The 25,635-nt window shown below is 35.7% G+C and carries 25 protein-coding genes; 7 read left to right on the top strand and 18 right to left on the bottom strand.

Translation table 11 applies throughout. From position 1 onward, the window contains the following. Positions 1-21: 21 nt before the first annotated feature. The 4 genes from MKX66_RS24635 to MKX66_RS24620 all read right to left on the bottom strand — a co-directional run bounded on the left by MKX66_RS24635 (position 22) and on the right by MKX66_RS24620 (position 4,420). Positions 22-798, bottom strand: coding sequence for an enoyl-CoA hydratase (locus MKX66_RS24635; RefSeq protein WP_002088868.1), 777 nt, complete (start codon positions 796-798; stop codon positions 22-24). Positions 799-809: 11 nt separating this feature from the next. Beyond that, positions 810-1,397 carry a TetR/AcrR family transcriptional regulator gene (locus MKX66_RS24630; protein WP_012261773.1) on the bottom strand — a complete coding sequence of 196 codons (588 nt, stop codon included), beginning with the start codon at positions 1,395-1,397 and terminating at the stop codon, positions 810-812. 106 nt (positions 1,398-1,503) lie between these two features. Beyond that, positions 1,504-3,189: a long-chain-fatty-acid--CoA ligase gene (locus tag MKX66_RS24625; RefSeq protein WP_341087304.1), complete on the bottom strand. Its 1,686-nt coding sequence runs from the start codon at positions 3,187-3,189 to the stop codon at positions 1,504-1,506. Positions 3,190-3,382: 193 nt separating this feature from the next. After that, positions 3,383-4,420 carry a BclA C-terminal domain-containing protein gene (locus tag MKX66_RS24620; RefSeq protein WP_341087302.1) on the bottom strand — a complete coding sequence of 346 codons (1,038 nt, stop codon included), beginning with the start codon at positions 4,418-4,420 and terminating at the stop codon, positions 3,383-3,385. A 406-nt stretch (positions 4,421-4,826) separates the two neighbouring features. Between MKX66_RS24620 and MKX66_RS24615 the strand changes: the two genes are divergently transcribed. Both MKX66_RS24615 and fhuB read left to right on the top strand, forming a co-directional pair. After that, positions 4,827-5,801, top strand: a complete 975-nt coding sequence (locus tag MKX66_RS24615; protein ID WP_002143295.1) for an ABC transporter substrate-binding protein — start codon at positions 4,827-4,829, stop codon at positions 5,799-5,801. Positions 5,802-5,808: 7 nt separating this feature from the next. Beyond that, positions 5,809-7,845 carry a Fe(3+)-hydroxamate ABC transporter permease FhuB gene (fhuB, locus tag MKX66_RS24610; protein ID WP_326997529.1) on the top strand — a complete coding sequence of 679 codons (2,037 nt, stop codon included), beginning with the start codon at positions 5,809-5,811 and terminating at the stop codon, positions 7,843-7,845. A gap of 50 nt (positions 7,846-7,895) precedes the next feature. Here fhuB and MKX66_RS24605 read toward each other — a convergent pair whose 3' ends face one another. Further along, the gene (locus MKX66_RS24605; protein ID WP_341087300.1) at positions 7,896-8,792 is read right to left on the bottom strand and encodes a hypothetical protein; all 897 of its coding nucleotides are present in this window, start codon (positions 8,790-8,792) and stop codon (positions 7,896-7,898) included. Positions 8,793-8,968: 176 nt separating this feature from the next. Here MKX66_RS24605 and MKX66_RS24600 point away from each other — a divergent pair, with 176 nt between their 5' ends. Both MKX66_RS24600 and MKX66_RS24595 read left to right on the top strand, forming a co-directional pair. Continuing rightward, entirely contained in the window at positions 8,969-9,472 is a 504-nt protein-coding gene (locus MKX66_RS24600; RefSeq protein ID WP_000284970.1) for a DinB family protein, read from the top strand. Positions 9,473-9,606: 134 nt separating this feature from the next. Continuing rightward, entirely contained in the window at positions 9,607-9,939 is a 333-nt protein-coding gene (locus tag MKX66_RS24595; protein ID WP_001093305.1) for a YfjL-like protein, read from the top strand. Between the two features lie 63 nt (positions 9,940-10,002). Here MKX66_RS24595 and MKX66_RS24590 read toward each other — a convergent pair whose 3' ends face one another. From MKX66_RS24590 to MKX66_RS24565, 6 genes are all read right to left on the bottom strand, one after another. Next, positions 10,003-10,698: an ABC transporter permease gene (locus MKX66_RS24590; RefSeq protein ID WP_341087299.1), complete on the bottom strand. Its 696-nt coding sequence runs from the start codon at positions 10,696-10,698 to the stop codon at positions 10,003-10,005. Positions 10,699-10,802: 104 nt separating this feature from the next. Then, positions 10,803-11,507 carry an ABC transporter permease gene (locus tag MKX66_RS24585; RefSeq protein WP_002165013.1) on the bottom strand — a complete coding sequence of 235 codons (705 nt, stop codon included), beginning with the start codon at positions 11,505-11,507 and terminating at the stop codon, positions 10,803-10,805. A 34-nt stretch (positions 11,508-11,541) separates the two neighbouring features. Then, positions 11,542-11,703, bottom strand: coding sequence for a hypothetical protein (locus MKX66_RS24580; RefSeq protein ID WP_012261777.1), 162 nt, complete (start codon positions 11,701-11,703; stop codon positions 11,542-11,544). Beyond that, on the bottom strand, positions 11,696-12,619 hold the full coding sequence (locus tag MKX66_RS24575) for an ABC transporter ATP-binding protein (protein ID WP_341087297.1): 924 nt from the start codon (positions 12,617-12,619) through the stop codon (positions 11,696-11,698). Before MKX66_RS24575 ends, MKX66_RS24580 begins: the two co-directional genes overlap by 8 nt. 126 nt (positions 12,620-12,745) lie before the next feature. Then, entirely contained in the window at positions 12,746-13,681 is a 936-nt protein-coding gene (locus MKX66_RS24570; protein WP_063218398.1) for a HAMP domain-containing histidine kinase, read from the bottom strand. A gap of 1 nt (position 13,682) precedes the next feature. After that, a complete protein-coding gene (locus tag MKX66_RS24565) occupies positions 13,683-14,375 on the bottom strand; it encodes a response regulator transcription factor (protein ID WP_341087294.1) in 693 nt (230 codons plus the stop codon). Between the two features lie 170 nt (positions 14,376-14,545). On the opposite strand from MKX66_RS24565, the gene MKX66_RS24560 reads away from it, so the two are divergent. Together MKX66_RS24560 and MKX66_RS24555 are read left to right on the top strand one after the other, a co-directional pair. Continuing rightward, entirely contained in the window at positions 14,546-14,719 is a 174-nt protein-coding gene (locus tag MKX66_RS24560) for a hypothetical protein (RefSeq protein WP_002015431.1), read from the top strand. Continuing rightward, on the top strand, positions 14,720-14,914 hold the full coding sequence (locus MKX66_RS24555; protein WP_001014315.1) for a YwbE family protein: 195 nt from the start codon (positions 14,720-14,722) through the stop codon (positions 14,912-14,914). It abuts the gene before it with no gap. Positions 14,915-14,957: 43 nt separating this feature from the next. Here the strand turns inward: MKX66_RS24555 and MKX66_RS24550 are convergent, their stop codons facing one another. Together MKX66_RS24550 and MKX66_RS24545 are read right to left on the bottom strand one after the other, a co-directional pair. Then, positions 14,958-16,157 (bottom strand): class I SAM-dependent rRNA methyltransferase, encoded by a 1,200-nt coding sequence (locus tag MKX66_RS24550; protein ID WP_002067464.1) that lies wholly within the window; start codon positions 16,155-16,157, stop codon positions 14,958-14,960. A gap of 92 nt (positions 16,158-16,249) precedes the next feature. After that, on the bottom strand, positions 16,250-18,040 hold the full coding sequence (locus tag MKX66_RS24545) for a cation:proton antiporter (protein WP_193652376.1): 1,791 nt from the start codon (positions 18,038-18,040) through the stop codon (positions 16,250-16,252). 256 nt (positions 18,041-18,296) lie between these two features. Between MKX66_RS24545 and isdG the strand changes: the two genes are divergently transcribed. Continuing rightward, the gene (isdG, locus tag MKX66_RS24540; RefSeq protein ID WP_002015426.1) at positions 18,297-18,620 is read left to right on the top strand and encodes a heme oxygenase; all 324 of its coding nucleotides are present in this window, start codon (positions 18,297-18,299) and stop codon (positions 18,618-18,620) included. A gap of 67 nt (positions 18,621-18,687) precedes the next feature. Here the strand turns inward: isdG and srtB are convergent, their stop codons facing one another. The 5 genes from srtB to MKX66_RS24515 form a co-directional block, all read right to left on the bottom strand. Next, a complete protein-coding gene (gene srtB / locus MKX66_RS24535) occupies positions 18,688-19,452 on the bottom strand; it encodes a class B sortase (RefSeq protein WP_002129321.1) in 765 nt (254 codons plus the stop codon). A gap of 31 nt (positions 19,453-19,483) precedes the next feature. Then, entirely contained in the window at positions 19,484-20,254 is a 771-nt protein-coding gene (locus tag MKX66_RS24530) for an ABC transporter ATP-binding protein (protein WP_002088890.1), read from the bottom strand. Beyond that, positions 20,244-21,227 carry a FecCD family ABC transporter permease gene (locus tag MKX66_RS24525; protein WP_002034255.1) on the bottom strand — a complete coding sequence of 328 codons (984 nt, stop codon included), beginning with the start codon at positions 21,225-21,227 and terminating at the stop codon, positions 20,244-20,246. Before MKX66_RS24525 ends, MKX66_RS24530 begins: the two co-directional genes overlap by 11 nt. 27 nt (positions 21,228-21,254) lie before the next feature. Continuing rightward, complete coding sequence (gene isdE / locus MKX66_RS24520; protein ID WP_002143317.1) at positions 21,255-22,130, bottom strand: heme ABC transporter substrate-binding protein IsdE; 876 nt, start codon at positions 22,128-22,130, stop codon at positions 21,255-21,257. Positions 22,131-22,205: 75 nt separating this feature from the next. Beyond that, the gene (locus tag MKX66_RS24515) at positions 22,206-25,631 is read right to left on the bottom strand and encodes an NEAT domain-containing protein (RefSeq protein ID WP_341087293.1); all 3,426 of its coding nucleotides are present in this window, start codon (positions 25,629-25,631) and stop codon (positions 22,206-22,208) included. Positions 25,632-25,635 lie beyond the last annotated feature (4 nt).

The raw sequence follows: 25,635 nt of genomic DNA, 5'->3' as shown, positions 1-25,635 counted from the left end.
TTTATTAAAAAAATAATTGGACTACCTACCACTAAATGAAGGCTTACGTTTTTCTAAAAACGCTGCTACGCCTTCTCTTCCATCTTCACTCGTAAATACTTCACCAAAAATCTGTGATTCACGCTGTACACCTTCATAATAATGAGACGATTTTGTCGTTTGTAATAACTCTAGCACAGCACGAGTTGTTGCTGGGCTTTTTCCAGCAATCTGTTTTGCAATTTTAAGCGTATCTTCTAAAATGGATTCTTCAGAAAACACTCCGTTAACAAGTCCCCATTGTAATGCTTCTGCACCAGTAATTGGTGTACTTGTTAACATCATTTCACAAGCTTTCGCCTTACCAACATAACGTGGTAAGCGCTGTGTACCTGCAAAACCAGGAATTAATCCAAGTGTTAATTCAGGTAAACCAAGCTTTGTACTTTCAGTTACAAAGCGCATGTGGCAAGACATAGCAAACTCAAGGCCGCCGCCAAGTGCCGCTCCATGAATTGCCGCAATAACTGGTTTTGAGCATTTTTCAACACGCTCAAACGTAACTTGTCCAAGCTGTGCTAACTCTGTTGCTTGCTTCGCTTCAGTAACAGATGTAAATTCTTTAATATCTGCCCCTGCTGAGAAGAAGCGTCCTTCACCATGTAAAACAACAACACGAATGTTATCATCCTTTTCCACTTGATCGATTAATTCAGTAACGTCATGCATAACTTGTGAAGACATCGCATTAGCTGGCGCATGATTTAACGTCGCCACCGCGATATGATCTTCAACTTTTACAGATAGGAATTTCAACATGATCCCTCCCATTATTGACGATAACCACAAGCTGCAATAAGTAGCCCATGTACCGTTTTTGAAAGTGCGACCAGATCATACTTATGATCGCTCATTACCCAATTGGTCACAACTTCATCTACTGTTCCAAAGATCATTTGTCTTGCCACGCGAACGTTTAAATCCGCCTGAAATTCACCTTGCTTTATACCTGTCTCTAAAATCTCATCCATAACTTGTAAGTAGCCTTTTAATACTTCATTTATTTTAAGGCGCAAGTCTTGATTGGACTGCCTTAGCTCTAATTGCGTAACGATAGCAAGAGGATCATTTTGTGACAACAGCAAGAAGTGCGTTTCTACCAACATGAATAACTTCGCTACAGCGCTTTCAATTCCTGCTATTTTTTGACGAATTGTTTCAACAAATTCTCCCATCTTCTCTTGGAATAAGGATATTAATATATCTTCTTTATTTTTAAAATATAAATAAATCGTGCCATCAGCTACCCCAGCTTGCTTTGCAATTTTAGAAACTTGCGCTTGATGGTATCCATTCTCCGCAATCACAATGACTGCAGCATCAATAATCTGATTGTATTTCGGTCTATTTTTCTTCACTTTACTGTCCCCTTCAAGAAGATGACTGAATGAATAGTCATTCATATTCTTATAATACTGACTATTTAGAAAAGTGTCAATCCTATTTTTTCAAAAAGAAAGGGCCTTAGCCCGTTTGCTCATCCTCATTCTTTCTCTTCTCTTCATCTATTAGGACACGACGTAAAATTTTTCCGACTGTCGTCTTCGGCAACTCACTTCTAAACTCATATACCTTCGGAACTTTGTAAGCTGCTAAATATTTACGTGCAAACTGATCTAATTCTTCTTCAGAACACTCAGCGCCTTCTTTCAAAACAACAAACGCTTTTACAGTTTCCCCTCGATACGGATCAGGAACACCGATTGTTACCACTTCTTGCACCTTTTCGTGTTCATATAACACTTCTTCTACTTCACGAGGATATACGTTAAAGCCACTAGCAACGATCATATCTTTCTTACGATCTTTCACATAGAAAAAGCCATCCTCATCCATGTATCCTACATCACCTGTATGGAGCCAGCCATCTTGCAGTACAGCTGCCGTTTCTTCTGGCTTATTCCAATACCCTTTCATAATTTGTGGGCCCTTTACAACAATTTCACCAATTTCACCTGGAGGTAATGACTCTCCTGTTTCAAGTGACATGATGATTGCCTCTGTATCCGGCCACGGTACCCCAATACTTCCCGGCACACGCTTTTCCCACAAAAAATTCCCATGTGTAACTGGTGATGACTCCGTTAATCCATAACCTTCTACTAATTTACCACCTGTAACTCTCTCAAACTCCTCCTGCACTTCTACAGGAAGCGGTGCAGAACCACTAATACAAGCCTGAATTGAAGAAATATCATATTCTTTTAAAAGAGGACTATTTAATAGAGCAATATAAATGGTTGGTGCTCCTGGAAATAGTGTAACTTTATGTTTCTTAATTGCTTCAAAAACCATTTTCATATCAAACTTCGGAATAAGCACCATTTTATATCCTTGCATAATACTTAAATTCATTACAGCTGTCATCCCGTACACATGAAAAAACGGAAGAACACCAAGAATTACCTCTTCTCCTTCTTTACAATTATATAACCAATGCGCTCCCATTAAAGTGTTCGAAACGAGGTTTTTATGCGTTAACATAACCCCTTTTGGAAACCCTGTCGTTCCCCCTGTATACTGCAAAAGGGCTAGATCATTTTCGGGATCACATGGAACTTCAACATCAGCATTACTTTCTCTTTCTACCGATTTCCAAAGATGAATCGTTTCGCTTTCCGACACATTCACAACAAGATTTGCCTGCTTTTTTTGTACAAATGGATAAAGTAAATTTTTAGGGAATGGTAAAAAATCTGCAATACGAGTTACGATAATATGCTCAAGCTTTGTTGCAGTTTGAACATTAGTAACTCTCGGAAACACTAAATCAAGACAAAGAATGACTTTTGCCCCCGAGTCATGAAGTTGATACTCAAGCTCTCTTTCTGTATAAAGAGGATTCGTTTGTACAACAATCCCCCCCGCAAGCAAAGTACCATAATAACCGATTACGGATTGCGGACAATTCGGCAACATAATCGCAACTCTATCTCCCTTTTCAACACCAAGCCTTTGAAGATAATTCGCAAACTTCTTTACCTTGTCATGGAAATCTGAAAATGTAACATCTTTACCTAAAAAATGAAGCGCTTTCTTTTCTGGATAACGAGCAGCCATTTTCTCTAAATATCCATGAAGTGGCTGAATATCATATGAAATCGTACCTGGGATTTCCTCTGGATAACTCTGCAACCAAGGTTTTTCCACTCTCATTCCCCCTTCCAATACTTGTGAAAATAAATGAATGTTCATTCATGATGATTGTTTTCATTATATTATAGTCAGAACAGCGTTACAATCATAATATTCTGACTTTTGTATAACTATGCTTTACTTCGTTAACTTCTTATTATATGTATAAACTCTCTTAATTTTAAAAGAATAAGAGAGTTCACGTTACTTAGCTTAATCTTATAATCGTTAAAACTGCACCAGGTGTAGTCGTTGATAACGTGGCAACAGCTAACAATCCAAACAACTGCAAACTAATTGCACTCCCCGCTGCAAGAGTCGTAATAATTGTTGCACTAAATGAAGTCGTTGCTAATGCAGGAGAGTTGATAGTCCCAGCAAGCGGTGCCCCATTAATTGTAATTCGCGAACTAACTAATAATGAAGCTGTTATATTAATTGTATATGAAATATAATAATTCCCTGCATTTGCGGCCGTAAATACTGTGTTCCCCCCCGACACTGTAATTCCTGGACCGATATTCTGATTATTTGGAAGTGGGACATTTGTCCCACCAAGTAATACTGATATTGCCGTACCCGATGTATTATTCGCAAATGCATACGTTGCCGTGATACTTGTACCTGTTACTCCCGTCGCTCCTGTTTCACCTGTTGCTCCTGTTGCTCCCGTTACTCCCGTTGCTCCCGTTGCTCCCGTTGCTCCCGTTGCTCCTGTTGCTCCTGTTGCTCCTGTTGCTCCCGTTATTCCTGTTGCTCCCGTTATTCCTGTTGCTCCCGTTATTCCTGTTGCTCCCGTTATTCCTGTTGCTCCCGTTGCTCCTGTTGCTCCCGTTATTCCTGTTGCTCCCGTTGCTCCCGTTGCTCCCGTTGCTCCCGTTGCTCCCGTTGCTCCCGTTGCTCCCGTTGCTCCCGTTGCTCCCGTTGCTCCCGTTGCTCCCGTTGCTCCCGTTGCTCCCGTTGCTCCCGTTGCTCCCGTTGCTCCCGTTGCTCCCGTTGCTCCCGTTGCTCCCGTTGCTCCCGTTGCTCCCGTTGCTCCCGTTGCTCCCGTTGCTCCCGTTGCTCCCGTTGCTCCCGTTGCTCCCGTTGCTCCCGTTGAACCTGTATCACCTGTCGCTCCTGTTGGACCTGTTGGACCGAGCTTAGGAACTGTCCCATCGCAACTAAAACAGCACGAATCAACATGTAAACCATTTTGATTATTACATCCACAATATCCATTTGCATTATTACTCCATAAAGACATGTTGACCCTCCTTCGTGTTCGATCTTTTAAGTAAGCCCACTAATTAAAAATATCTTTCTAATAAAAATCAGTTTTTATTTTCCTTATCAACTACCCGCTCTGGAACAAACCTTTTATAAACAAAGTTTTTTTCCTTACATTCTAATAAATATTACATGCAATACGCTCTCCTTTCGCTTGTACTTTCGCCTTCCTCATTAAAGGAATTTCAGCTCCTTCAACCTTGATACACGTATGCATTTCAATACGATATATTAAAATCCGTATAAATCATTATTTTTAGTCAAAATTTCAAAAAAATATTGACACTTAAAACGCCCTCATAGTATGATTTTGGTGTTGTAATTGATAACGATTTTCAATATCGTACATATTGCAAATAAAACATTTTATTTGGGGGCAGAAGATGAAGAAAATTTTCAGTATTTTCATAGTAGTTCTTCTATTCGCTGTTGGATGCGGGCAGCAAAAAGAGGAGAAAAAAGAAACAAAAGCGGACAATAAAAATCAAGCTATAACAATTAAACACGCTGAAGGGGAAACGAAGTTAGATAAACCAGCGAAAAAAGTTGTTGTACTTGAGTGGGTATATTCAGAAGACTTATTAGCGCTTGGTGTTCAGCCAGTAGGGATGGCAGACATTAAGAATTATAATAAATGGGTAAATACAGCAACAAAACCAGGTAAAGATGTTGTCGATGTAGGAACACGTCAACAACCAAACTTAGAAGAAATTAGCCGTCTAAAACCAGATTTAATTATCACAGCTTCATTCCGTAGTAAAGCTATTAAAAACGAATTAGAGCAAATCGCTCCTACAGTTATGTTCGATCCATCAACAAGCAATAACGATCACTTTGCTGAAATGACAGAGACATTTAAACAAATTGCAAAAGCAGTTGGAAAAGAAGAAGAAGGTAAAAAAGTATTAGCTGATATGGATAAAACATTTGCAGATGCAAAAGCGAAAATTGACAAAGCAGACTTAAAAGATAAAAACATCGCAATGGTACAAGCATTTACAGCTAAAAACGTACCAACATTCCGTATATTGACTGACAATTCTACAGCTTTACAAGTTACAAAAAAATTAGGTTTAACAAACACTTTTGAAGCTGGGAAATCAGAGGCAGATGGTTTCAAACAAACAACTGTAGAATCATTACAAAGTGTACAAAATTCAAACTTCATTTACATTGTAGCGGATGATGATAACATTTTTGACACGCAACTAAAAGGTAACCCTGCTTGGGAAGGGTTAAATTTCAAAAAAGAAGACAAAATGTATAAATTAAAAGGCGACACTTGGATTTTCGGTGGTCCTGAGTCTGCAAAATCTTTAGCAACACAAGTAGCAGATGTAATGACAGCGAAGAAGTGATTACACGATGAATAGCTTACAACATACACTTCGAGCAAGTCTTGTATTCGGAGGAGGAGCAGCTCTCTTGCTCCTCCTTTTCTTTATTCATATCGGACAAGGGCAAGCAAACATTTCCTATAGTATGATTATTGATGCTCTTATCTCACCGAACCAATCACTAGAGCATCAAACTTTAATCATGCTTCGATTACCTAGAGCTGTAATTGCCATTTTAGCTGGAGGTGCTCTTGCTGCATCTGGGGTTATTTTACAAACATTAACGAAAAATCCACTTGCTGAATCCAGTACAATGGGTATTCACTCTGGCGCATATTTCTTTCTAGTAGCGGCTACAATTTTCTTACCGAAAGGTCTGCAAATTAATTCACTTCTTTTCACATTTATCGGCGGTGCTATTACTGCTTTATTTGTATACCGTATTTCTGGTGGGAAAAAGGGAACCCCACTTAGAATGGCACTAGCTGGTATGGTCGTTACATTAATGCTTTCTGCCTTTACCGGAACGATGCAGCTTTTCTATGAAAATGAAACAGCTGGTTTATTTTTATGGGGAGCTGGATCTCTTATTCAAAATAACTGGGATGGCGTTCAATTTGCTTTTCCATTTATCATTATTTCTTTCCTAGTTTTACTATTTATGTCTCGTAAACTCAACATCCTCTTACTTGGTGATGATGTTGCTGTTTCTCTTGGTGAAAAAACAGCAGTAACACGTCTTATCGCCTTCATTGCTGCGATCTTTTTAACAGCAGTAATTGTAACTGTTGTTGGACCAATTGGATTTGTCGGCTTAGTTGCACCACATTTAATGCGTCTTATTGGCTACCGTCAACACTTTACTCTCCTTCTCTCTTCTTTCTTATGGGGAGCAATATTATTACTAGGAGCAGACGTTGTTGGTAGATTAATAGATCCAACTGGTGCAGAATTACCTGTCGGGGCAGTTACAGCAATGATTGGATCACCTTGGCTTATTTATTTAGTGTATCGAATGATGAAATCGAAACAATATATGAATGATAACGGCGCAAATGCAGCTGGAGCTAGTTCTCGCTATTATTCTTATAAAAAGGTAATCATTATCTCTATCACACTTTGCATTGTGACGATTGCTCTTGGTGTTACAATCGGTAGTAACGCTTATATCGAAAGTATTACAAATGTTATATCAGGACAATTAACACAATTTGATAAAAATATGATGATGAACCTTCGTTTACCAAGAATGCTCGTTGCTGCTATTGCTGGAGCATGCCTTGCGATAAGCGGACTTGTTTTCCAAGGTATATTACGAAACCCACTTGCCGATCCTTCTATTATTGGTATTTCATCGGGAGCAGGTGTTGGCGCTTTAACTATTATGTATGTCTTTCCCGCACTTCCTGGTTTCTTCCTACCAATTGGTGCATTTATTGGTGGACTACTTGCAGTTGGAATTGTCCTCTTCTTCTCATGGAAATCAGGATTTAGTCCAACAGCTCTTGCTTTAATAGGAATTGGCATTTCAGCGCTCGGCTCAGCGATTATTCAAATCTTTATCGTTAGAGCAAATTTGAATGTTGCTGCGGCCTTAACATGGTTGTCAGGCAGTACGTATGCAAGAGGATGGAATCACTTAGAAAATATCATTCTATATCCATCTCTTATTCTTATACCAATTATCTTTTTCTTAATGAAACAACTTGACGTTCTTGTACTTGGAGATGATTTAGCAACCGGACTCGGGCAGCCTGTAAATAAAACGCGTCTTGCTCTAATTGTGTTAGCGACACTACTTGCATCTGTAAATATCGCAGCTGTCGGTACGATTGCCTTTCTAGGTCTTGTTGCACCACACTTAGCACGAATCGTCGTTGGTATGAATCATCAAAGATTATTCGTTTGCTCCGCACTATTTGGAGCAATCCTTCTTTCCATTGCTGATTTACTCGGACGAACAATTGCATATCCGAAAGAAATCCCTTCTGGCCTTGTCGTTGCTGTACTTGGAGCACCTTATTTCTTATGGTTGATGAGGAAGAGTGGGAAGAAGGTTGGTTAAAAAAAGAGGCTTCTTAATATGAGAAGCCTCCTTTTTATATACTACATAAATTACTCTGATCTCACTAATTTCACAGATTCACTCCCCTCCATAAACTCATGTTTTACAGTTAATGTGTTCTCCTCAAGTTTCAAATCAGCTTTCTGCTTTCTTTCTCCCACTAAAAATACAAGCTCTACAGAAATAATTCCTTTGTTCACACTTAATACCCGGAAATCCCCTATAGTAGTCCCTTTCCCAAAAATATTATGTTCCATAAATTCTCCGCCTGTTTTCTCACTATTAAATTCTATTTCCAAACCAACTGGTCTGTCTGTACTTTCTTGTGACATCCAAGATCCCTCTAGCTTTCTAATATCAGCCTCTTTTTTCTTTTTATTTTTTAATTCTTCCTCTTTTTTCTTTGCTTCTGCCTGTTGAGTTAGTATGTCATCGATTTGCGTACTCAGCTCTTTGGCCCGGTGATTTTCCGAAATCCATTGTTCATTTTGACCAGTATCATCAATAATTTTATTTACTATTACTTTAGCCTCTTCATACTTTTTATCATTCTTTAATTTCTCTGCCTTTTCCAATTGACCTATATATTTACTTTTTAACTCTTTATTCTCCATGAGCAAAGCTTTTTGCTCTTTCGCTTGATTTTGAAGAGTTGTAGAACCCTCTTTCATGTTTTCTACTTCTTGAAACAAATCTATTGCTTGTTCTATATTTCCACTCGATTTCTCTTTTATTGCACGTATCATCTTAGTAGTTTGTTCTTTTAATACTTTTGCTTCTTTATCATTCTTTTTCTCTTCTAATGCCAATTCAAATGATGCTTGTGCAGTGTCATATTCTTTACTCGCTAAAGCTAATTTCCCCTGATCCATTGCCTTTTTATAAGTCTCATTGCTACATCCTGCCATTAAAAATAGAATTATGATTCCTAAAATCAATCTTTTCATAATATCCCCCTTGATGCTGTAAAATCTATATACTAAATCAATATAATTCCATATACACTCAATAATATCATAAAATTTATATATAAACCTTTTAAATACCCTTATTAAAATATAAAGGAAACTAGCCATTTCTCCACGAACTTAATCTATGAACATAAGTAGGGGGGATAACAATAATGTACCAAACTATTGAAGGTTTTCTACAATCATGGACATACGAAGCTGAGTCTACTCAGAAGATGCTCGATGCATTAACCGACGAATCTTTATCACAAGAAATTGCACCTGGGCACTGGACTTTAGGGAGAGTCGCTTGGCATATCGTTACAGCACTTCCTGTTATGCTATCAGGGACAGGGCTTAAGTTTGAAGGAGAAACGAAAGATTATCCTGTACCAACTTCAGCAAAAACAATTGCAGATGGGTATCGCAAAGTGAATACGGCTTTTATTGAAGCACTTCAAAGTGAGTGGACTGATAAAGACTTAGCTACTATTAATAACTTCTTTGGTCGTCCTATGCCGAATTCTATATTTTTAATGACACTCATCAATCATCAAAATCACCACCGTGGACAGATGACTGTTTTAATGCGTCAAGCTGGCTTAACAGTCCCTGGCGTTTATGGTCCTGCAAAAGAAGAATGGGCTGCTACTGGAATGGAAGCTCCCCAAATGTAACGACAGAAAAAGACAAGGTGTTTATGCACCTTGTCTTTTTCTGTAACTTGTTTCATGTGAAACTATTTTCTACTAAATGGTATTTTATGAGAAAATACGTTAAGATAAATTCATATTAATTGGAGGGAACTAAATTGAATACAAAAAACAAAAAAATAACAATAAGAACTCTCTTACTAACTTCTATCATTGGAGTTATCGGTGTATCTCTTTATTTCACAAGTTATGGTACCCCTTGGGGAAAACAAACAGCAGTTACGGAATCAAAAGAATATATTACAAAATACTTTGATCTAGATGCAGAAGTCAAAAATACTTCTTACGATGCTAAAATGAATAGCTATGCAATCGCCTTTGAAACAATTGAAGATGGAGAGTTTACTATCGAATATAAAGGTCCTAATAACTTTAACATTTCTCCAGGAGTGCAAGAGTATTTAAGCAAACACTATAAATTTACAGAGTAGTAACGAAGCATACATATACAAAAAAGAGTTGGTATAACGCCAACTCTTTTTTACGTATTCTTGTCATACTGTTATATCTTCCTTCTCTATATTTTTAATTCCGTAATATGCAATCGCAACTCCAATCGCTGCAAATGTGAATTGAAGAGGAAGAAACGTCGCTATAGGAAATATGGGCGGGTTATTAATTGCGATTAATACAACGATAATAGAAGAAACGATTGTAGCTGGCACAGAACGTTTACGCATCCCGAAATATAGAGGAATTAAGCTTATTCCTGCCGTGGCAATGGCTAAAGGAATAAGATTTATCCCTTCTTGAATCAATTGATCTACTGTGAATGAATTAGGAAGAATTGAAAAATAACTATCTATCCCAAAGAAAATTCCTACTACTAAAATGTTCGATAAAATAACTGTTATAAGTGTTAATGTCGCTGTAACAGCCAACTTACTAGCCATCATTTTCTTTCGGTTAATTGGATAAGAAAACATGAGTAGTATTGTTTTACTTTTATATTCATCAATTATTAACTTGGCTATTAGTACGCCACCAAAAATAATAAATGTTGCTCTTACTAACGCACTAGCCATCGACAAAATTATCTGCGGATCCCTTATTTTTGGATCCCCTTCTATTTGAGCAACGATACTAACGAAGATTAGTAGTGCCAGTATAACGATATTCGCAATAACCGCTCTCTTCACATACCATCCGAGCTTAAACTTCTTCAATTCTAGCTTCATAAGACGTAGCATGGTAGTCCTCCTTTCATGTAAGCCACTGAAATTAACTTAAAATTGCAATTACTATTATTTTTTTCACTATTCATACCCCAGTTCGTTGTTGTTTTAAGCTTGCTTCACGCCACATCAATCTTGTCGATTTTACGATATGAAAGATAACTAATAAAAATCCCTAATAAACAGAGCACTATTGGGATAGCGATAAAATTAAACATACTTACTTGACCGTTTCCAGAACCAAAGTTACTACTAATTAGCATCCCAATTATTACTGCAGAAGTAATTGTTGTCGGTGTCGATTTCTTTCTCATCCCAAAAAATAAAGGAATTAAACTTATACCAGATATCATAAATGCATTTATAAAAGTAGCTGGAACGATAGCTATTATTTCACCTATCGTAGCTGGCGTTTCAATCAGCCCCATCATTGGACTCACAAAATATACGAGTAAACTAATACTGAAAGTAGCGATAATCGTGCTCACAAAACAAAAACAAAAAACAATTGTTAATTTCGCCCTCATTAGCATTTTTCTTTGCAGTGGGTACATAAACAATAGTTGTATTGTTTTGTTCTTATACTCATCAATTATTAAACGTGATAAAATGACCGAACTAAAAATAATGAATGTTATCCTAATAACAGTGTTTATTAAAACCATTTGTTGCGTGAAGTCAGAGAATAGCCCATCTACCTCGTCTTTCGCTCCCAACGCCATGAGGTTTACTACGGTGAAAATTGCTATAATACAAATTGCTACACTTTTAAAATAACTAGATAATTGATGTTTCTTCCATTCAAGCTTCATTAATTTAAACATGTAAACCATGCCTCCATTCCTTATATAACTGCCTCTACGCTACTAACATTCTAATTCCAGCCATAACTACGCTTACTATTCCTATCACTAGTAAAATTAACGGCCATTTCCGCTCAGGTTTTCTATAATATAAAATCCCACTTATGAACATTACGATCAATCCACTTACTAGATTCACTAACAATCCATTAAGCATGAATGCCCTCTCCATCCATTACATTTAAGAAATATTCTTCTAAGGAACTATGTTTCTTATTAATACTTTCAATTTCTACATCGTTCATAATAAGTGCTTTTGAAATAGCTTGCTGAGACGCTGCCGTATCATACACACGAATCATATTTCCACTCATTATTTTGTAATTTTTCATACCGAGTTTATCTTCTAAAATATAAGCTGCACGCTTCACATCAGGAACAGTAATTTCAATGTACTCTGTTTGTTTTCCGTTAATACTCTTCATTGAAACTTCTTTTATTAGCTTTCCATTTTGAATCATACCGATTGTATCTGCCATTAGTTCCATCTCGCCTAAAATATGACTAGAGACTAATAACGTAATGCCATATTCTTTGCAGAGCATTTTAAATAAGTCTCTTAATTCTTTAATACCAATTGGATCTAAACCGTTAATTGGCTCATCTAAAATGAGTAATTCTGGCTTCGTCATGATCGCCCTTGCAATACCAAGTCTTTGCTTCATCCCTAATGAAAAATCTTTTACTTTTTTATCATCTATACCGTGCAGCTTCACTAAATGTAAAGCATGATCAATTGCGTTTTTGTCGTAATACCCCATATATTCACAATGTAATTCTAGGTTTTCCTTCGCCGTTAATTTATCATAAAAAATTGGATATTCGATAATCGTCCCCATGCGCTTTAACAATTCATAAGATGTATCCGTTAACTTCTCACCAAAAATTTCAATATCACCGCTCGTCGGTTTTATTAAGTTTGTGATCATTTTCATAATCGTTGTTTTACCTGCACCATTCGGTCCTAAGAAACCGTAAATCTCACCTTTTTTCACATGCATGTTAACGCTAGAAATTACTTCTTTCCCTTTAAACACTTTCGTTAACTGATTCGTTTTTAATATATATGTCATGTCACTATCTCCTTTCGCACTACCTTATACTTCTATAATAGACAACGGAATTCTCTTTTTTCTTACCCGTTCCTTACAAATTCCTTACGCTGAAAAAAAAGCTTGTAGAATCTACTTCTCTACAAGCTAAAACAGCATCTTTGTTAATACAACTGTAAAAATTGTTTTTTCATACGGCTTACTAGAAAGATGTATTTCTCCGTCCATCGCTTCCACAAGCCTTTTCGTAATCGTTAACCCTAAACCGCTTCCTTGGTACAATCTATTTCTGGAATCTTCAAGTGTGTACATACGCTCAAACACTTTATCAATGTGAGATTCATCAATTCCTTTTCCTGTATCCCATACATCTATATACACACTCGTTTCATCATCTCTTAACGTCATACCAAGTGTCTTTCCATCGTCACCATATGTAATCGCATTTGATATTAAATTATTCAATACTCTACCTAATACTTCTACATTTCCAAGTGCATATATATTTCTTTCTGGTATATCAATATGAACTTGAAACCCTTTCGTCGTCACTAAATCATAAAAAGATAAAATCTTCTCGCGACAAACTTCATTCATATTTACTTTTGTCATCTCAATTGCTTTGTCACCGGATTCTAATTTTGCTAAATCAAAAAACTTATGAATCAGTTCCATCACTTCTAGTGTTTTTACATGCACCTTTTCGAGTAATATTTGCTTCTCTTCCTCATTTATCGTTTTATCCTTATTTAACATTTCGGTATATCCAAGAATAACTGTTAGTGGCGTTTTCAAATCATGTGAAATATTTGAAAGCATTTTTCTCATCGAAATTTCCACTTTCGCATGATCTGCATTCGTTTTCTGTTTTGCATCTAATAAATGATTAATCGCCACTAATAAATTTCGCAATTCTAGATCATCTGTCATAATTAATAGCTTCTCACCAGTTTGTTCTTTTACAATTCGATTTAACTTCTCATACGTGTAGCGTAAATTCCTACTACTATTTTTCCTAATTTTATATTGCACGTAAATAACGATAAGCAATATAATAATCACCACTGTTAAAAATACAACCATACTACATCACTTCCAACTTATAGCCGATGCCCCATAATGTTTTAATATATTCTGGATTAGATGGATCACTTTCAATTTTCTCACGTAATCTTCTCATATGAACATTAATAACATTATCATCACCATAATATTCTTCATTCCAAACAAGCTTATATATTTGTGCTTTCGTAAAAACACGATTTTGATTCTTCACGAATAGCTTTAAAATCTCAAATTCTTTTAAAGTAAGTTTAAGCTGTCTTCCCTTTTTCTCCACAGTAAAATTAATTGGGTCAATTATTAAATCACCAATCTGAACCGCCTCATCTTTTGATTCCACAGCTGAATACTTTGTAGACCTCCGAATACCCGCTTTTACACGTGCAGCTAGTTCAATCATAGAAAACGGCTTACAAATGTAATCATCTGCTCCAAGGCCTAATCCAACCGCTTTATCAACATCTGTATCTTTCGCTGACATCATTAAAATCGGAACTGCACTTTTTTCTCGAATGATTCTGACGACCTCTAGCCCATCTAACTTCGGCATCATAATATCGAGAATTATCAAATCAAATGAACCTTTTGAAAATACGCCAACTCCTTCTTCTCCGTCAGATGCGATTGTAACTTGAAAACCTTCTCTTACTAAATATGTTTCAACCATCTCTTGAATTGAGATGTCATCTTCAACTAATAAAATATGATGTGACATATTTCTATCCCCTTTTTTAACAAACATTAACAATTTAATTGTATCGTAACGAATGAATGCTGGAAAGAATTATATGAATTTTCAAACCAACTTCCCTTCCTTCCTTAACAATGATATGATGAAATTCACTACGATTGTTCATAATTAACTTTATATAAAGGAGACTTATCATGTCAGAAAACAAAAAAGTAAGCTTAGCTGATTTAATGCGCGAACAACTTGCGAAGAAAAAGCAAGGAAATGGAAACGGATCAAATAATGGAAGTCAAAGTCAAGAAACGAAAAAATTACAAAACCAACAAACGAAGAAAACAAACAACCAACGTAGACGTACAGGTGTATAAATGAACGGGCAAAAACGATCTAACATTTCATCAGGTCTTGAAGTTGATATTGTATTAAAACAAGATCAACGTACAGGTAAGCTAACAAGAGGAATTGTAAAAGATATTTTAACGAACTCACCTTCACATCCGCACGGCATTAAAGTAAGATTGCAAGACGGACAGGTTGGCAGAGTACAAAATATTATTCAATAAGAAAAGGAGCTCATTTAAACTTGAGCTCCTTTTCTTATTTTCATTAACCTTTAATTTTTTCGATGAAAACTACTTTTAAATAGTCTCCCTCTTTAAATTGATCAATTGTACGGAAATCTTCCGGTAAAGAATGTTCTTCTAATATTTTATATTTACCGTTCATTTCTTTAAATGCTGTATCGATAAAGCCATTAAACTTTTTCATATCGAATGCGCTACAATTTGTAGAAGCAACGATAATACCGTTATTTTCTGTAATGGCAATTGTTTCTTTTAATAAGTTTTTATAATCTTTCGCCGCACTGAACGTATATTTTTTCGAGCGTGCAAAGCTTGGGGGATCAAGTACAACCATATCAAATTTCATCTTTTTCTTAGCTGCATATTTGAAATACAGAAATACATCTTCTACAATAATATCTTGTGCTTCATAATCAATTTCATTTACACTAAACTGCTCAATCGTTTTACTTAAACTACGATTTGCAAGGTCCACACTCGTTGTTTTACTCGCTCCGCCAAGCGCTGCAAATACAGAGAAAGCCCCAGTATAAGAGAACATATTTAGAACCGTTCTTCCTTTTGCATATTTATCACGAATTTGTTTTCGAACGTTACGCTGATCTAAAAACACACCAACCATCGCCCCGTCATTTAAATATACAGCAAAGTTTACACCGTTCTCTTTTACGATAAGTGGGAACTCACCGCGCTCTCCTGCGACAAAATCATCACCTTCAATGTATTTCCCTTTCGTATCAAAACGCTTTTTCTCATAAATCCCTTTGAAATTTGCTACTTTTTGAAGTGCTGCTATAATCTCATCGCGGAAAGTATAAACCCCTTCACTATACCAACTTATTACGTAATAGCCGTCATAATAATCGATGATTAAACCACCAAGGCCATCGCCCTCTCCATTTAGGGCACGGAATGCTGTTGTATCATTTGATTTATAAAAATCTTTTCGTTTATGTAAAGCAGATTTGATTTTACTTTCAAAGAAAGGTTGATTAATTTGCTCTTTCTCTTTTCTCGTTAAAATCCATCCATATCCTTTATTTTGTTTTCCATAATAGCCTTTTCCGATGAATTGGTTCTTCTCATCTACTACGTTGATGATTGTTCCTTCTTCACGTACATCATTTAAATTTTGAATAGCATCTTTTAAAATAAGTGGATATCCACTTTTAATTTCTTTTATAAACTTCGGTTTTATTTTTATAGTTACTTCAGATCGCATGTAATGTCTTCCTTTCCATTTGAATGCTTTCTAATTAGTAGGAAGCAATGTAAAAAACGAGGCTGAAAAAAGCCTCGTTTCACTATACCATATTATTGCTTTGCTAGTACAACTAGCTCATCTCCTGGTATAACCGCTATATATTTATACAATGTTGAAAAAGTAAGACTACCATCATCGTGACGAATAAATAATATTACATCCTCTGAATCGCTCTCTTCTTTATTAATTTTTTGTTCTTCCTCAACTTGTATCGTTTTAAATGTATAACCCTCTTCAATTTTTCTATCTAACTCTTCATAAATTTCATTTTGACCAAACAGTAAATGAGCTTTTTTCGAAAGAGAGATGCGTTCTTGCTCAATCTTTTCCACATCATGAATCGGAAGTAAAAATGTATTATGATGTCCAAACTGCGGTACATATGTGTTTGCGACTAATACATTGTAAGAATCCGTATCTGTAACTGAAATTAAGTATTCATACTGATTCATATCTACTTCAAATTGCAACTGCTCTGAGAGTACTTGGCCGTTATATGTATTAAGCCCATTCACCTTTGCGCATTGCAAATGTTCTTCCGATACATCCACGATTAAGCTCGGAATCCCCATCTCTTTACAATGCATAGCGAATGCAGTTGAGAATGTACTAGCTCCTGAAATTAAAATACCTGGTGGCTGTGTATTGGCTAATCCTAATTTTTTTGCTAAAAATCCAATTGAAAATCCATGAGCACAAACGGTCGTAATTACGAGTGCAAATGTAAGTGCTGTTAATATAGAAGCATCTTTATACCCTTCTTGTAATAACTCCGTCGCAAAGTAACTTGAAACCGTTAATGCAACAATACCTCGCGGCGCAATCCAACCAACTAGCGCCCTTTCTGATTTTGTTAACTCTGTTCCGATTGTCGATACCCAAATTGATAAAGGACGAACAACAAATATCATCATAAGTACGAAGCTAATAATAGGCCAGCTAAAAATCTCCATAATCGTCGTTCTTGGAAGTGATGCTGTTAAGATGATGAAAACAGTCGATGTTAATAGTACGGAAATATTTTCGTTAAAATGACGAATATCACCGATAGAAGAAATATATTTCTTCATCCGTGCAAGTGTAATCCCCATTACTGTTACGGCTAGCATACCTGTTTCATGCATGACTTCATCTGCAATGCCGAAGCATAGTAATACCGTAACGAGCAAAATCGGTGCCTTTAAATATTCTGGTACTTTCCCTTTTAAAATCATATAACTCATAAAAATACTAAACGCATACCCAAGTACCATTGCAAATAACGAACCTGCAAAGAAATATAGTAACGTATGTAAGTGTACATTTTCTTTCGTTAAGAAATTTACAATTTGAAAGGCGAATACAGCAAGTAATGCTCCAAACGGATCAACGATAATCCCTTCCCACTTTAAAATTGCAGCTGTCCTTGGCTTTAATCGTGCTTGGCGTAACAACGGAATAATTACAGTTGGACCTGTCACAATAAAAAGTCCTCCAATAATAAATGCAACCGCCCAATCTAATCCAGCGACGTAATGGGCTGCAAGTGAGCCAGCAATCCAAGCAATAAACGCACCAAACGTAACAATACGAAATACTGGTTTTGATAGTCCCCTCAGTTCACGTACATCTAAACTTAAACTACCCTCAAACAATATAATGGCAACAGAAAGTGATACGAGTGGACTAAAAACATCTCCAAGCACCTCTTTTGGATTAATAATACCGAAAACTGGACCAATTAATAATCCGGCAACTGCCATAACAACAATAGCAGGGAGCTGGAAGCGCCATGCAGTCCATTGTGAGGCGATGCCTAGTGTAATAATAATAACGATACTAAGTAACAGTGATTCGACCATAATACCCTCCTTGTTCATAGTATTGCGAAAGCAAGGTATAAACCATACTTTGCTTGTGTATATTTCTTATTTTGTTTTATTTTAATAATATATAACTTCATTAAATATATGGTCAAATTATTTATATAATAGTAAATTCATCCTTAATTCTACATTTATATGAAAATCACTATTGACAATGATAATGATTTTCATTATCATTTAATGTATATGAGTTCTTGAAAATAAAGGCTACACATTTATAGGAGGAATAAACATGATTATTGTTACAAATACAACTAAAATTACAAAGGGAAATGGCCATAAATTAATTGAGCGTTTTAATAAAGTAGGTAAAGTCGAAACAATGTCAGGATTTTTAGGATTAGAAGTTCTTTTAACGCAAAATACAGTTGATTATGATGAAGTAACAATTAGCACTCGCTGGAATGCAAAAGAAGATTTCCAAGGTTGGACAAAGAGCTCAGCATTTAAAGATGCTCACTCACATCAAGGCGGGATGCCAGACTATATTCTTGATAATAAAATTGCTTACTATGATGTAAAAGTTGTACGTATGCCAATGGCTGCAGCACAGTAAGCATATTTTTTTAAAAGTATAGAATATGAAGAGTGTTACCACTTCTCATATTCTATACTTTTTTTATTTAATGTCTTTTTACTAGTTTCGCATGTACTACTAATCTTCCCGCTTCTGGATCAAGTGCATAGTCACACGTCGAAAGTGTTACGATTTGATCACTTTCTGTCACTTTTGTATCCGTTTTGTACAGCGATTTTTCTTGAATTTTCTCCAAAAATGATGTGTATTCCGTATCACTACTAAAATCCGTTTCAATGTAATAAAAATCAGTTGTTGTTGTATACACCGAAAACACTTCAAGATCATATCCTTCAAATAATGTATCGTAATATAATTTACGATGCGACATGAAGAAATCTTCATCCAACATTTTCTTTAAACTTCCAAACATAGAACCATCTTTCATACGGTGACCATATAAAATAGTATTTCGATTTTGAGATTTCACATCATTACGATAGTCCATAAAAATGCTTCCTGCTCTCATATCTTCACCTTTATAATTTCGAAATAAATAGTAATCATTGTCTTTTGCTTGAACGATTGGATAATTAATTTGTGTATCATCCATCGTAATCCATCCAACTATTTCTTGGTTAATTTGCTGCAGAACTTTGAACTGTTTACGTACTTCCCCGTCTTGTGATTGCTCTTCCATCGGACTTTTTTCATAAATGTTTTGTGCTTCGGCCATTACTTTACGATTTTCATAGTAATCCATGAAAATATCACCTAATTCATATACTGAATAGAAAAAGGTACCTAAAAAAACAACTGTAAGTATTCGTTGAAAAAAAGAATTCTTCTTCCTTTCTTTTTTGCTACTCAAATTATCACCTCAAAACGGATTGTTCGCATGTTTAAATACCCATTGGGACCATATACAATCCTGTATCTTCATCTTGCTTTACAACGACATCTACACCGTATATCGTCTTTATCATACTTTCTGTCACAACATCATTCGGCTTGCCTTTTGTAACAATTTCGCCGTCTTTCATAACAATGATATGATCACTATAGCGAATCGCCTGATTAATATCGTGTAATACCATAACGATTGTCAATCCTTGTGCTTCATTTAATTCTTTTACTAACTCTAATATTTCAAGTTGATAATAAATATCTAAATATGTTGTCGGTTCATCTAAAAAGAGCATTGGCGTCTTCTGAGCTAACGTCATGGCAATCCAAACACGCTGTCTTTCTCCACCAGATAAAGCATGAATTTCCTTATCACGTTTACTTAGCAAATTCGTACATGCTAAAGCCCTTTCTATTGCTTCTCTATCTTCATCAGTTTGCGAAGAAAATATATTTTTATGAGGCATACGGCCAAAGCTTGTTAATTTCTCTACCGTCATATCTGCCGGTGCTTCATTTTGTTGATGGACAACGGCTAACTTTCTAGCAAACTCTTTCGGTTTATATTGGCTAATTGCCTTCCCATCAAGTATTACCTCTCCACTACGAGGATCGTGATTTCTTGACATCACACCAAGTAATGTTGATTTCCCGCAACCGTTTGGTCCAATAATTGTTGTAATTTTACCAATCTCTATTTCACTACTAACCGACTTTAATCGATCCGTTACATTATCGTACGAAAAGGTTACATTTTTAATTTCCATGAACTTTATCACTCTTTCTAAGCAAGAATATTAAGAATGGGCCACCAATAACTGCCATAATCGTCGCTGCTGGAATTTCGTTAGGTGGCACAATTAACCTTCCAATCGTATCCGCCGTCAAAATTAATAACGCCCCTGCAAGAGCAGAAAATGGAATTAATGCTTTATGGTCTGAACCAACTAGTTGTCTTGAAATGTGCGGAACGAGTAATCCTACGAAAGCGATAACACCTGCAATTGCTGTTGATACTGCCGCTAAGAGTACTGCAATGGCAGAAATAATAAGACGAACTCTCGTCACGTGCAAGCCTAAGTTTTTTGCAGTCTTATCTTGTAGAGATAGTAAGTTACACCAAGCTCCGACAAACAGTGCAAGAATAAGACCAATTGTTCCATAAGTAACCATTATTTCTACATCGCCCCACGTCTTCATCGTTATATTAGAAGTCGTCGTTTGCTTAATACTCTTAATGAAGTATCCACAAATCGTAATGAACGATTCATTTAATCCAGTGAACATCGCATTAATGGCAATACCAATTAAAATAATGCGAAGCGGACTTAATCCTGATTTCCATGAAAACGAATAAACGAGATAACATGCAAACGCACCACCTAGAAAGGCGAATACCGGCGTCCAGAAAAAGAATTGCGGGAATAGCGTAATAATAACAAGTGTCATAAAACTTGCTCCTGAAGATATCCCGATTACCCCAGCATCAGCAAGTGGATTTTTCATGACAGCTTGGAAGAGCACGCCCGAAACAGCAAGAGCTGCTCCAGTAAATAGTGCAATAATAATACGTGGGAAACGTAAATCTTTAATCACTTCAACATCTTCATTTGCCCCTGTAAATATTCCTTGTACAAGGTCAATAATACCTACTTCTAAACTACCTTTCGTCGCTGACAACAAAGTCATAATGATGAGTAATACAGTAACAATAAAGAAACTCCAAAATTTTTTATTCATGCTAATCTTCCTTTATATTAAAATGCATCACGGATACATCATTTTTTTCAATTCATCTAGCGCTTCAGTCGCTGCTAAATTTCCTGTCGTTCCAAATAAACGCTCTTCTAAATCGTAAACACGATTATTTTTAACTGCAGCGAAGTGTTTCCAAATATCATTTGTTTTAAATTCTTTATCAAACATTTTTACAACTTCATCAGGCATACCATGTGCCGCTCGTAAAATAATGTCTGGATCAGCTTTTTTTAAATACTCTGTATTAGAAGCTAAATACTCTACTTGTTCACCTTGTACAATGTTTTTACCACCTAATTGTTTCACTAAATCTCCAATATAAGAATGCTCTGTTGCTACTAAATAACTCCCCGGTACACCTAATAAAATAAGCACTGTCGGTTCTTTCTTTCCCTTTACTGCTTTTTGAATCTCTGCAACCTTGTTATCTAACTTAGTTACAACTGCTTCAGCCTGCTTTTCACGTCCATATTGCTTACCTAAATTACTAATGGAATTTTGCATATTTTTTAAACTTGTTAGATCTAAAAAGTTTGCTTTCATACCTACACCATCAAAAACTGGCTTTAATTCATATTCAAGTGTTGTCACTGATAATACTTCTGACGGCTTTAATGATTTTACCTTTTCCATATCAGGACTCATCGGATTCCCAACTTCAGGTAAACCTTTATATCTCTTTGGTAAATCTTTAGTACTTGTTGGTACACCAATTAAATCTACTTCTAACGCATCCATAATTTCAGTAACAGCAACTGTCGTTGCGACAATCCTCTCTTTACCCTCACTCTTTACCTGCTTCGCTGTTTCTTTTTTGGGCGCCTGGCATCCAGCTATACTCACTAATAAAATGATAGCCATTAGTACACTTACAATTTTCTTCACTCTTAATCACCACTCCTTTCCAAACAATATGAAACAAGTCTTGATGCATGCAAACATGCATCAAGACTCCAAAAATTACAATCTACCTGCTCTATATTTACGAACTAGTAAAGCAAGTGACCCAAGCAATAGCACCATGTATAAACCTAGTTGTGCTGTATCTGCCGTTTTTGAGTTTTTCTCTTTTTTCGAATCATTTTTTTGATCTTCTTTTTTCTTCTTATCATCTGCATTTCGGTTAAAATCAGGATTATCTACTTTTTTTACATTATCTACTTTCGGTGTAATCACTGGATTGTTCGGATCATTTTTCGGATCTTTTTTTGGATCCTCTTTAATCGTTCCTAACGCACCAATATTATTTGTATCAAATTGAATTTGGACATCGTAGAAGTGGTGGTAGTTCATCTCATCAATGTCTACTTTCACTTTTGCATTTAATTTTTTAAATAAATCTTCTACTTCAAATTGTACTACTCGCGTATTTGCATTTTTATCTTCACTTACTACTTTTGCATCAGCAAAAAGACTATTGTTTTCTGTTTGGAATTTCGTAATCCACGCACTATTTTTCAGCGTCATCTCAATGTACTTTTTACCATCTTTAACGATTAATTTTGCTGGATTTACAGTATAGTCATGCATCTTTGAAAGTTCTTCTGTTTTGTTTTTTAACACTTTAAATGTAATATCATATTGACCATCTACTAAATTTTTCGGATCAACTATTACTTTCGGTGTATTATTTCCGCCTTGGTTATCGTTTCCACCTTGGTTATCATTTCCGCCTTGGTTGTCGTTTCCGCCTTGGTTATCGTTTCCACCTTGGTTATCATTTCCGCCTTGGTTGTCGTTTCCGCCTTGGTTGTCGTTTCCGCCTTGGTTCCCTAAAGCTTTGATACTATCTTGATCAAATACAAATTGAACATCGTAGAAATGGTGATAATTCATTGAATCAATATCTACTTTTACTTTTGCATTTAATTTTTTAGACAAATCATTTACTTCTACTTCTACTACTCTTGTATTTTGCTCTTTATTTTCACTTAATACTTTTGCATTAACGAACGAGCCATTTTTCTCAAAATCAAACTTTGTAATCCATGTACTATTTGTTAATGTAAACGATACATATTTCTTACCATCTTTTACTTTCAATACACCTGGGCTTTTTGTGTATGTATTCATCATTGATATTTCATCTGTTTGATCTTTTAATACTTTAAAGCCAATGCTGTATTCACCGTCTTTAAGAGCGTTTGGATCAATTGTTGTATTATTGCCTTGGTTGTCGTTTCCGCCTTGGTTGTTGTTTCCACCTTGGTTATCATTTCCGCCTTGGTTGTCGTTTCCGCCTTGGTTGTCGTTTCCACCTTGGTTGTCGTTTCCGCCTTGGTTGTCGTTTCCACCTTGGTTGTCGTTTCCGCCTTGGTTATCTAACGGTTTAATGCTATCTTTATCAAATGCAAATTGAATATCATAGAAATGATGGTAATTCATTGAATCGATATCGACTTTTACTTTTGCGTTCAATTTTTTCGATAAATCTGCTACTTCCACTTCCACTACACGCGTATCAGCTTTCGTATCTTCACTCAATACACTCGCATCAACAAACGAACCATTTTTATCAAATTCAAACTTTGTAATCCAAGCGCTATTCGTTAATGTGAATGATACATATTTTTTACCATCTTTCACTTTTAACACGCCTGGACTCTTTGTATACGTGTTCATCATTGAAATTTCTTCTGTTTGATCTTTTAAAGCTTTGAAATTGATACTGTATTCACCATCTTTAATTGTTTCAGCATCTGGATTTTTGTTTCCATCTGGTTTTTCTACTTCTGATTTTTCTACTTCCGGTTTCTCTACTTCTGGCTTCTCTACTTCTGGTTTCTCTACTTCTGGTTTCTCTACTTCTGGTTTCTCTACTTCTGGTTTCTCTACTTCTGGTTTCTCTACTTCTGGTTTCTCTACTTCTGGTTTCTCTACTTCTGGTTTCTCTACTTCTGGTTTCTCTACTTCTGGTTTCTCTACTTCTGGTTTCTCTACTTCTGGTTTCTCTACTTCTGGTTTCTCTACTTCTGGTTTCTCTACTTCTGGTTTTTCTACTTCTGGTTTCTCTTCATTTTTAATTTGTTCAAGCTTATCTTGTTCAAATAAAAGTTGCACATCATGTGTTTGCTTATAGTTTCTTGATGCCATTTCGATAAATACTTTTGTATTTAGTTTTTTAGATAAATCGTTTACTTCAAACTCTACTACTCTTGTATCTTTTTCTTTATCTTCACTCACTACTTTTGCATCAACAAACGCACCATCTTTTTCCGTTTGGAAATTTTTAATTAATGAGCTACTTTTTAGTGTTACAATTGCTTTTTTCTTACCATTTTCTACTTTTAATACCCCTGGATTTACCATGTAAGTATTCATCTTAGATTCTTCATCTGTTTGATCTTTTAACACTTTAAACGGAACGCTGTACTCACCATCTTTAATTGTTTCAGTATCTGGTTTTTCTACTTCCGGTTGTTTCTCTTCATTTTTAATTTGTTCAAGTTTATCTTGTTCAAATAAAAGTTGTACATTATGTGTTTGCTTGTAACCTTGTGATGCCACTTCAATAAATACTTTTGTATTTAGTTTTTTAGATAAATCGTCTACTTCAAATTCTACTACTCTTGTATCTTTTTCTTTATCTTCACTCACTACTTTTGCATCAGCAAATGCGCCATCTTTTTCCGTTTGGAAATTTTTAATTAATGAGCTATTTTTTAACGTTACAATTGCTTTTTTCTTACCGTTTTCTACTTTTAATACCCCTGGATTTACCATGTAAGTATTCATCTTAGATTCTTCATCTGTTTGATCTTTTAACACTTTAAATGGAATGCTGTACTCTCCATCTTTAATTGTGTTAGAATTTGGTTGTTGATCTGGGTCAGGCTTTTGGTCGGGCTTCTGACTCGGATCCGGATTTTCATTTGGATCTGGCTTATTAGCTGGGTCCTCTTTTTCATTTGGTTGTTCTACATGAATCGGTGTAATACTATTTTGATCAAATGCAATACGCACATCATAGTCATGATGATAATTTAAAAAATCAATGTCTACTTTTACTTTCGCATTTAATACCTTCTCTACATCGTCCACATCGAATTCTACGACTCTTGTATCTTTTTCTTGATCTTCACTAATTACATTTGTCGCAACAAACTGACCACTTTTTTCCGTTTCAAACTTTGTAATCCATGAACTATGTTCTAACGTAAAGGATACTTTCTTTTTCCCATTCTTCACTTTTAAAGTTCCTGGACTTACAGAGTATTGATTCATCATGGATTCTTCATCTGATGTGTCTTTAAGAACTTTGAAACCGATTGAATATTCACCGTCAGCTAGTTGACTAGCAGCTTGAACTGCAAGGGGTTGTAATGTTGATGCGAATGTAAATACCATTAAAAACATCGCAACAACAATTTTAAGATATTTATTCAATAGA

This window comes from Bacillus sp. FSL R9-9530, assembly GCF_038008145.1.
Taxonomy (GTDB): domain Bacteria; phylum Bacillota; class Bacilli; order Bacillales; family Bacillaceae_G; genus Bacillus_A; species Bacillus_A mycoides.
The sequence above is the reverse complement of the archived record's forward strand: the minus strand, read 5'-3'. Positions and strand labels throughout refer to the sequence as shown.

Coding starts and splice junctions, on each gene's coding strand:
- MKX66_RS24635 (WP_002088868.1), bottom strand. CDS start 798: ATGTTGAAATTCCTATCTGTAAAAGTTGAAGATCATATCGCGGTGGCG.
- MKX66_RS24620 (WP_341087302.1), bottom strand. CDS start 4,420: ATGTCTTTATGGAGTAATAATGCAAATGGATATTGTGGATGTAATAAT.
- MKX66_RS24615 (WP_002143295.1), top strand. CDS start 4,827: ATGAAGAAAATTTTCAGTATTTTCATAGTAGTTCTTCTATTCGCTGTT.
- fhuB (WP_326997529.1), top strand. CDS start 5,809: ATGAATAGCTTACAACATACACTTCGAGCAAGTCTTGTATTCGGAGGA.
- MKX66_RS24605 (WP_341087300.1), bottom strand. CDS start 8,792: ATGAAAAGATTGATTTTAGGAATCATAATTCTATTTTTAATGGCAGGA.
- MKX66_RS24600 (WP_000284970.1), top strand. CDS start 8,969: ATGTACCAAACTATTGAAGGTTTTCTACAATCATGGACATACGAAGCT.
- MKX66_RS24590 (WP_341087299.1), bottom strand. CDS start 10,698: ATGCTACGTCTTATGAAGCTAGAATTGAAGAAGTTTAAGCTCGGATGG.
- MKX66_RS24585 (WP_002165013.1), bottom strand. CDS start 11,507: ATGTTTAAATTAATGAAGCTTGAATGGAAGAAACATCAATTATCTAGT.
- MKX66_RS24580 (WP_012261777.1), bottom strand. CDS start 11,703: ATGCTTAATGGATTGTTAGTGAATCTAGTAAGTGGATTGATCGTAATG.
- MKX66_RS24575 (WP_341087297.1), bottom strand. CDS start 12,619: ATGACATATATATTAAAAACGAATCAGTTAACGAAAGTGTTTAAAGGG.
- MKX66_RS24570 (WP_063218398.1), bottom strand. CDS start 13,681: ATGGTTGTATTTTTAACAGTGGTGATTATTATATTGCTTATCGTTATT.
- MKX66_RS24565 (WP_341087294.1), bottom strand. CDS start 14,375: ATGTCACATCATATTTTATTAGTTGAAGATGACATCTCAATTCAAGAG.
- MKX66_RS24560 (WP_002015431.1), top strand. CDS start 14,546: ATGTCAGAAAACAAAAAAGTAAGCTTAGCTGATTTAATGCGCGAACAA.
- MKX66_RS24555 (WP_001014315.1), top strand. CDS start 14,720: ATGAACGGGCAAAAACGATCTAACATTTCATCAGGTCTTGAAGTTGAT.
- MKX66_RS24550 (WP_002067464.1), bottom strand. CDS start 16,157: ATGCGATCTGAAGTAACTATAAAAATAAAACCGAAGTTTATAAAAGAA.
- MKX66_RS24545 (WP_193652376.1), bottom strand. CDS start 18,040: ATGGTCGAATCACTGTTACTTAGTATCGTTATTATTATTACACTAGGC.
- isdG (WP_002015426.1), top strand. CDS start 18,297: ATGATTATTGTTACAAATACAACTAAAATTACAAAGGGAAATGGCCAT.
- MKX66_RS24530 (WP_002088890.1), bottom strand. CDS start 20,254: ATGGAAATTAAAAATGTAACCTTTTCGTACGATAATGTAACGGATCGA.
- MKX66_RS24525 (WP_002034255.1), bottom strand. CDS start 21,227: ATGAATAAAAAATTTTGGAGTTTCTTTATTGTTACTGTATTACTCATC.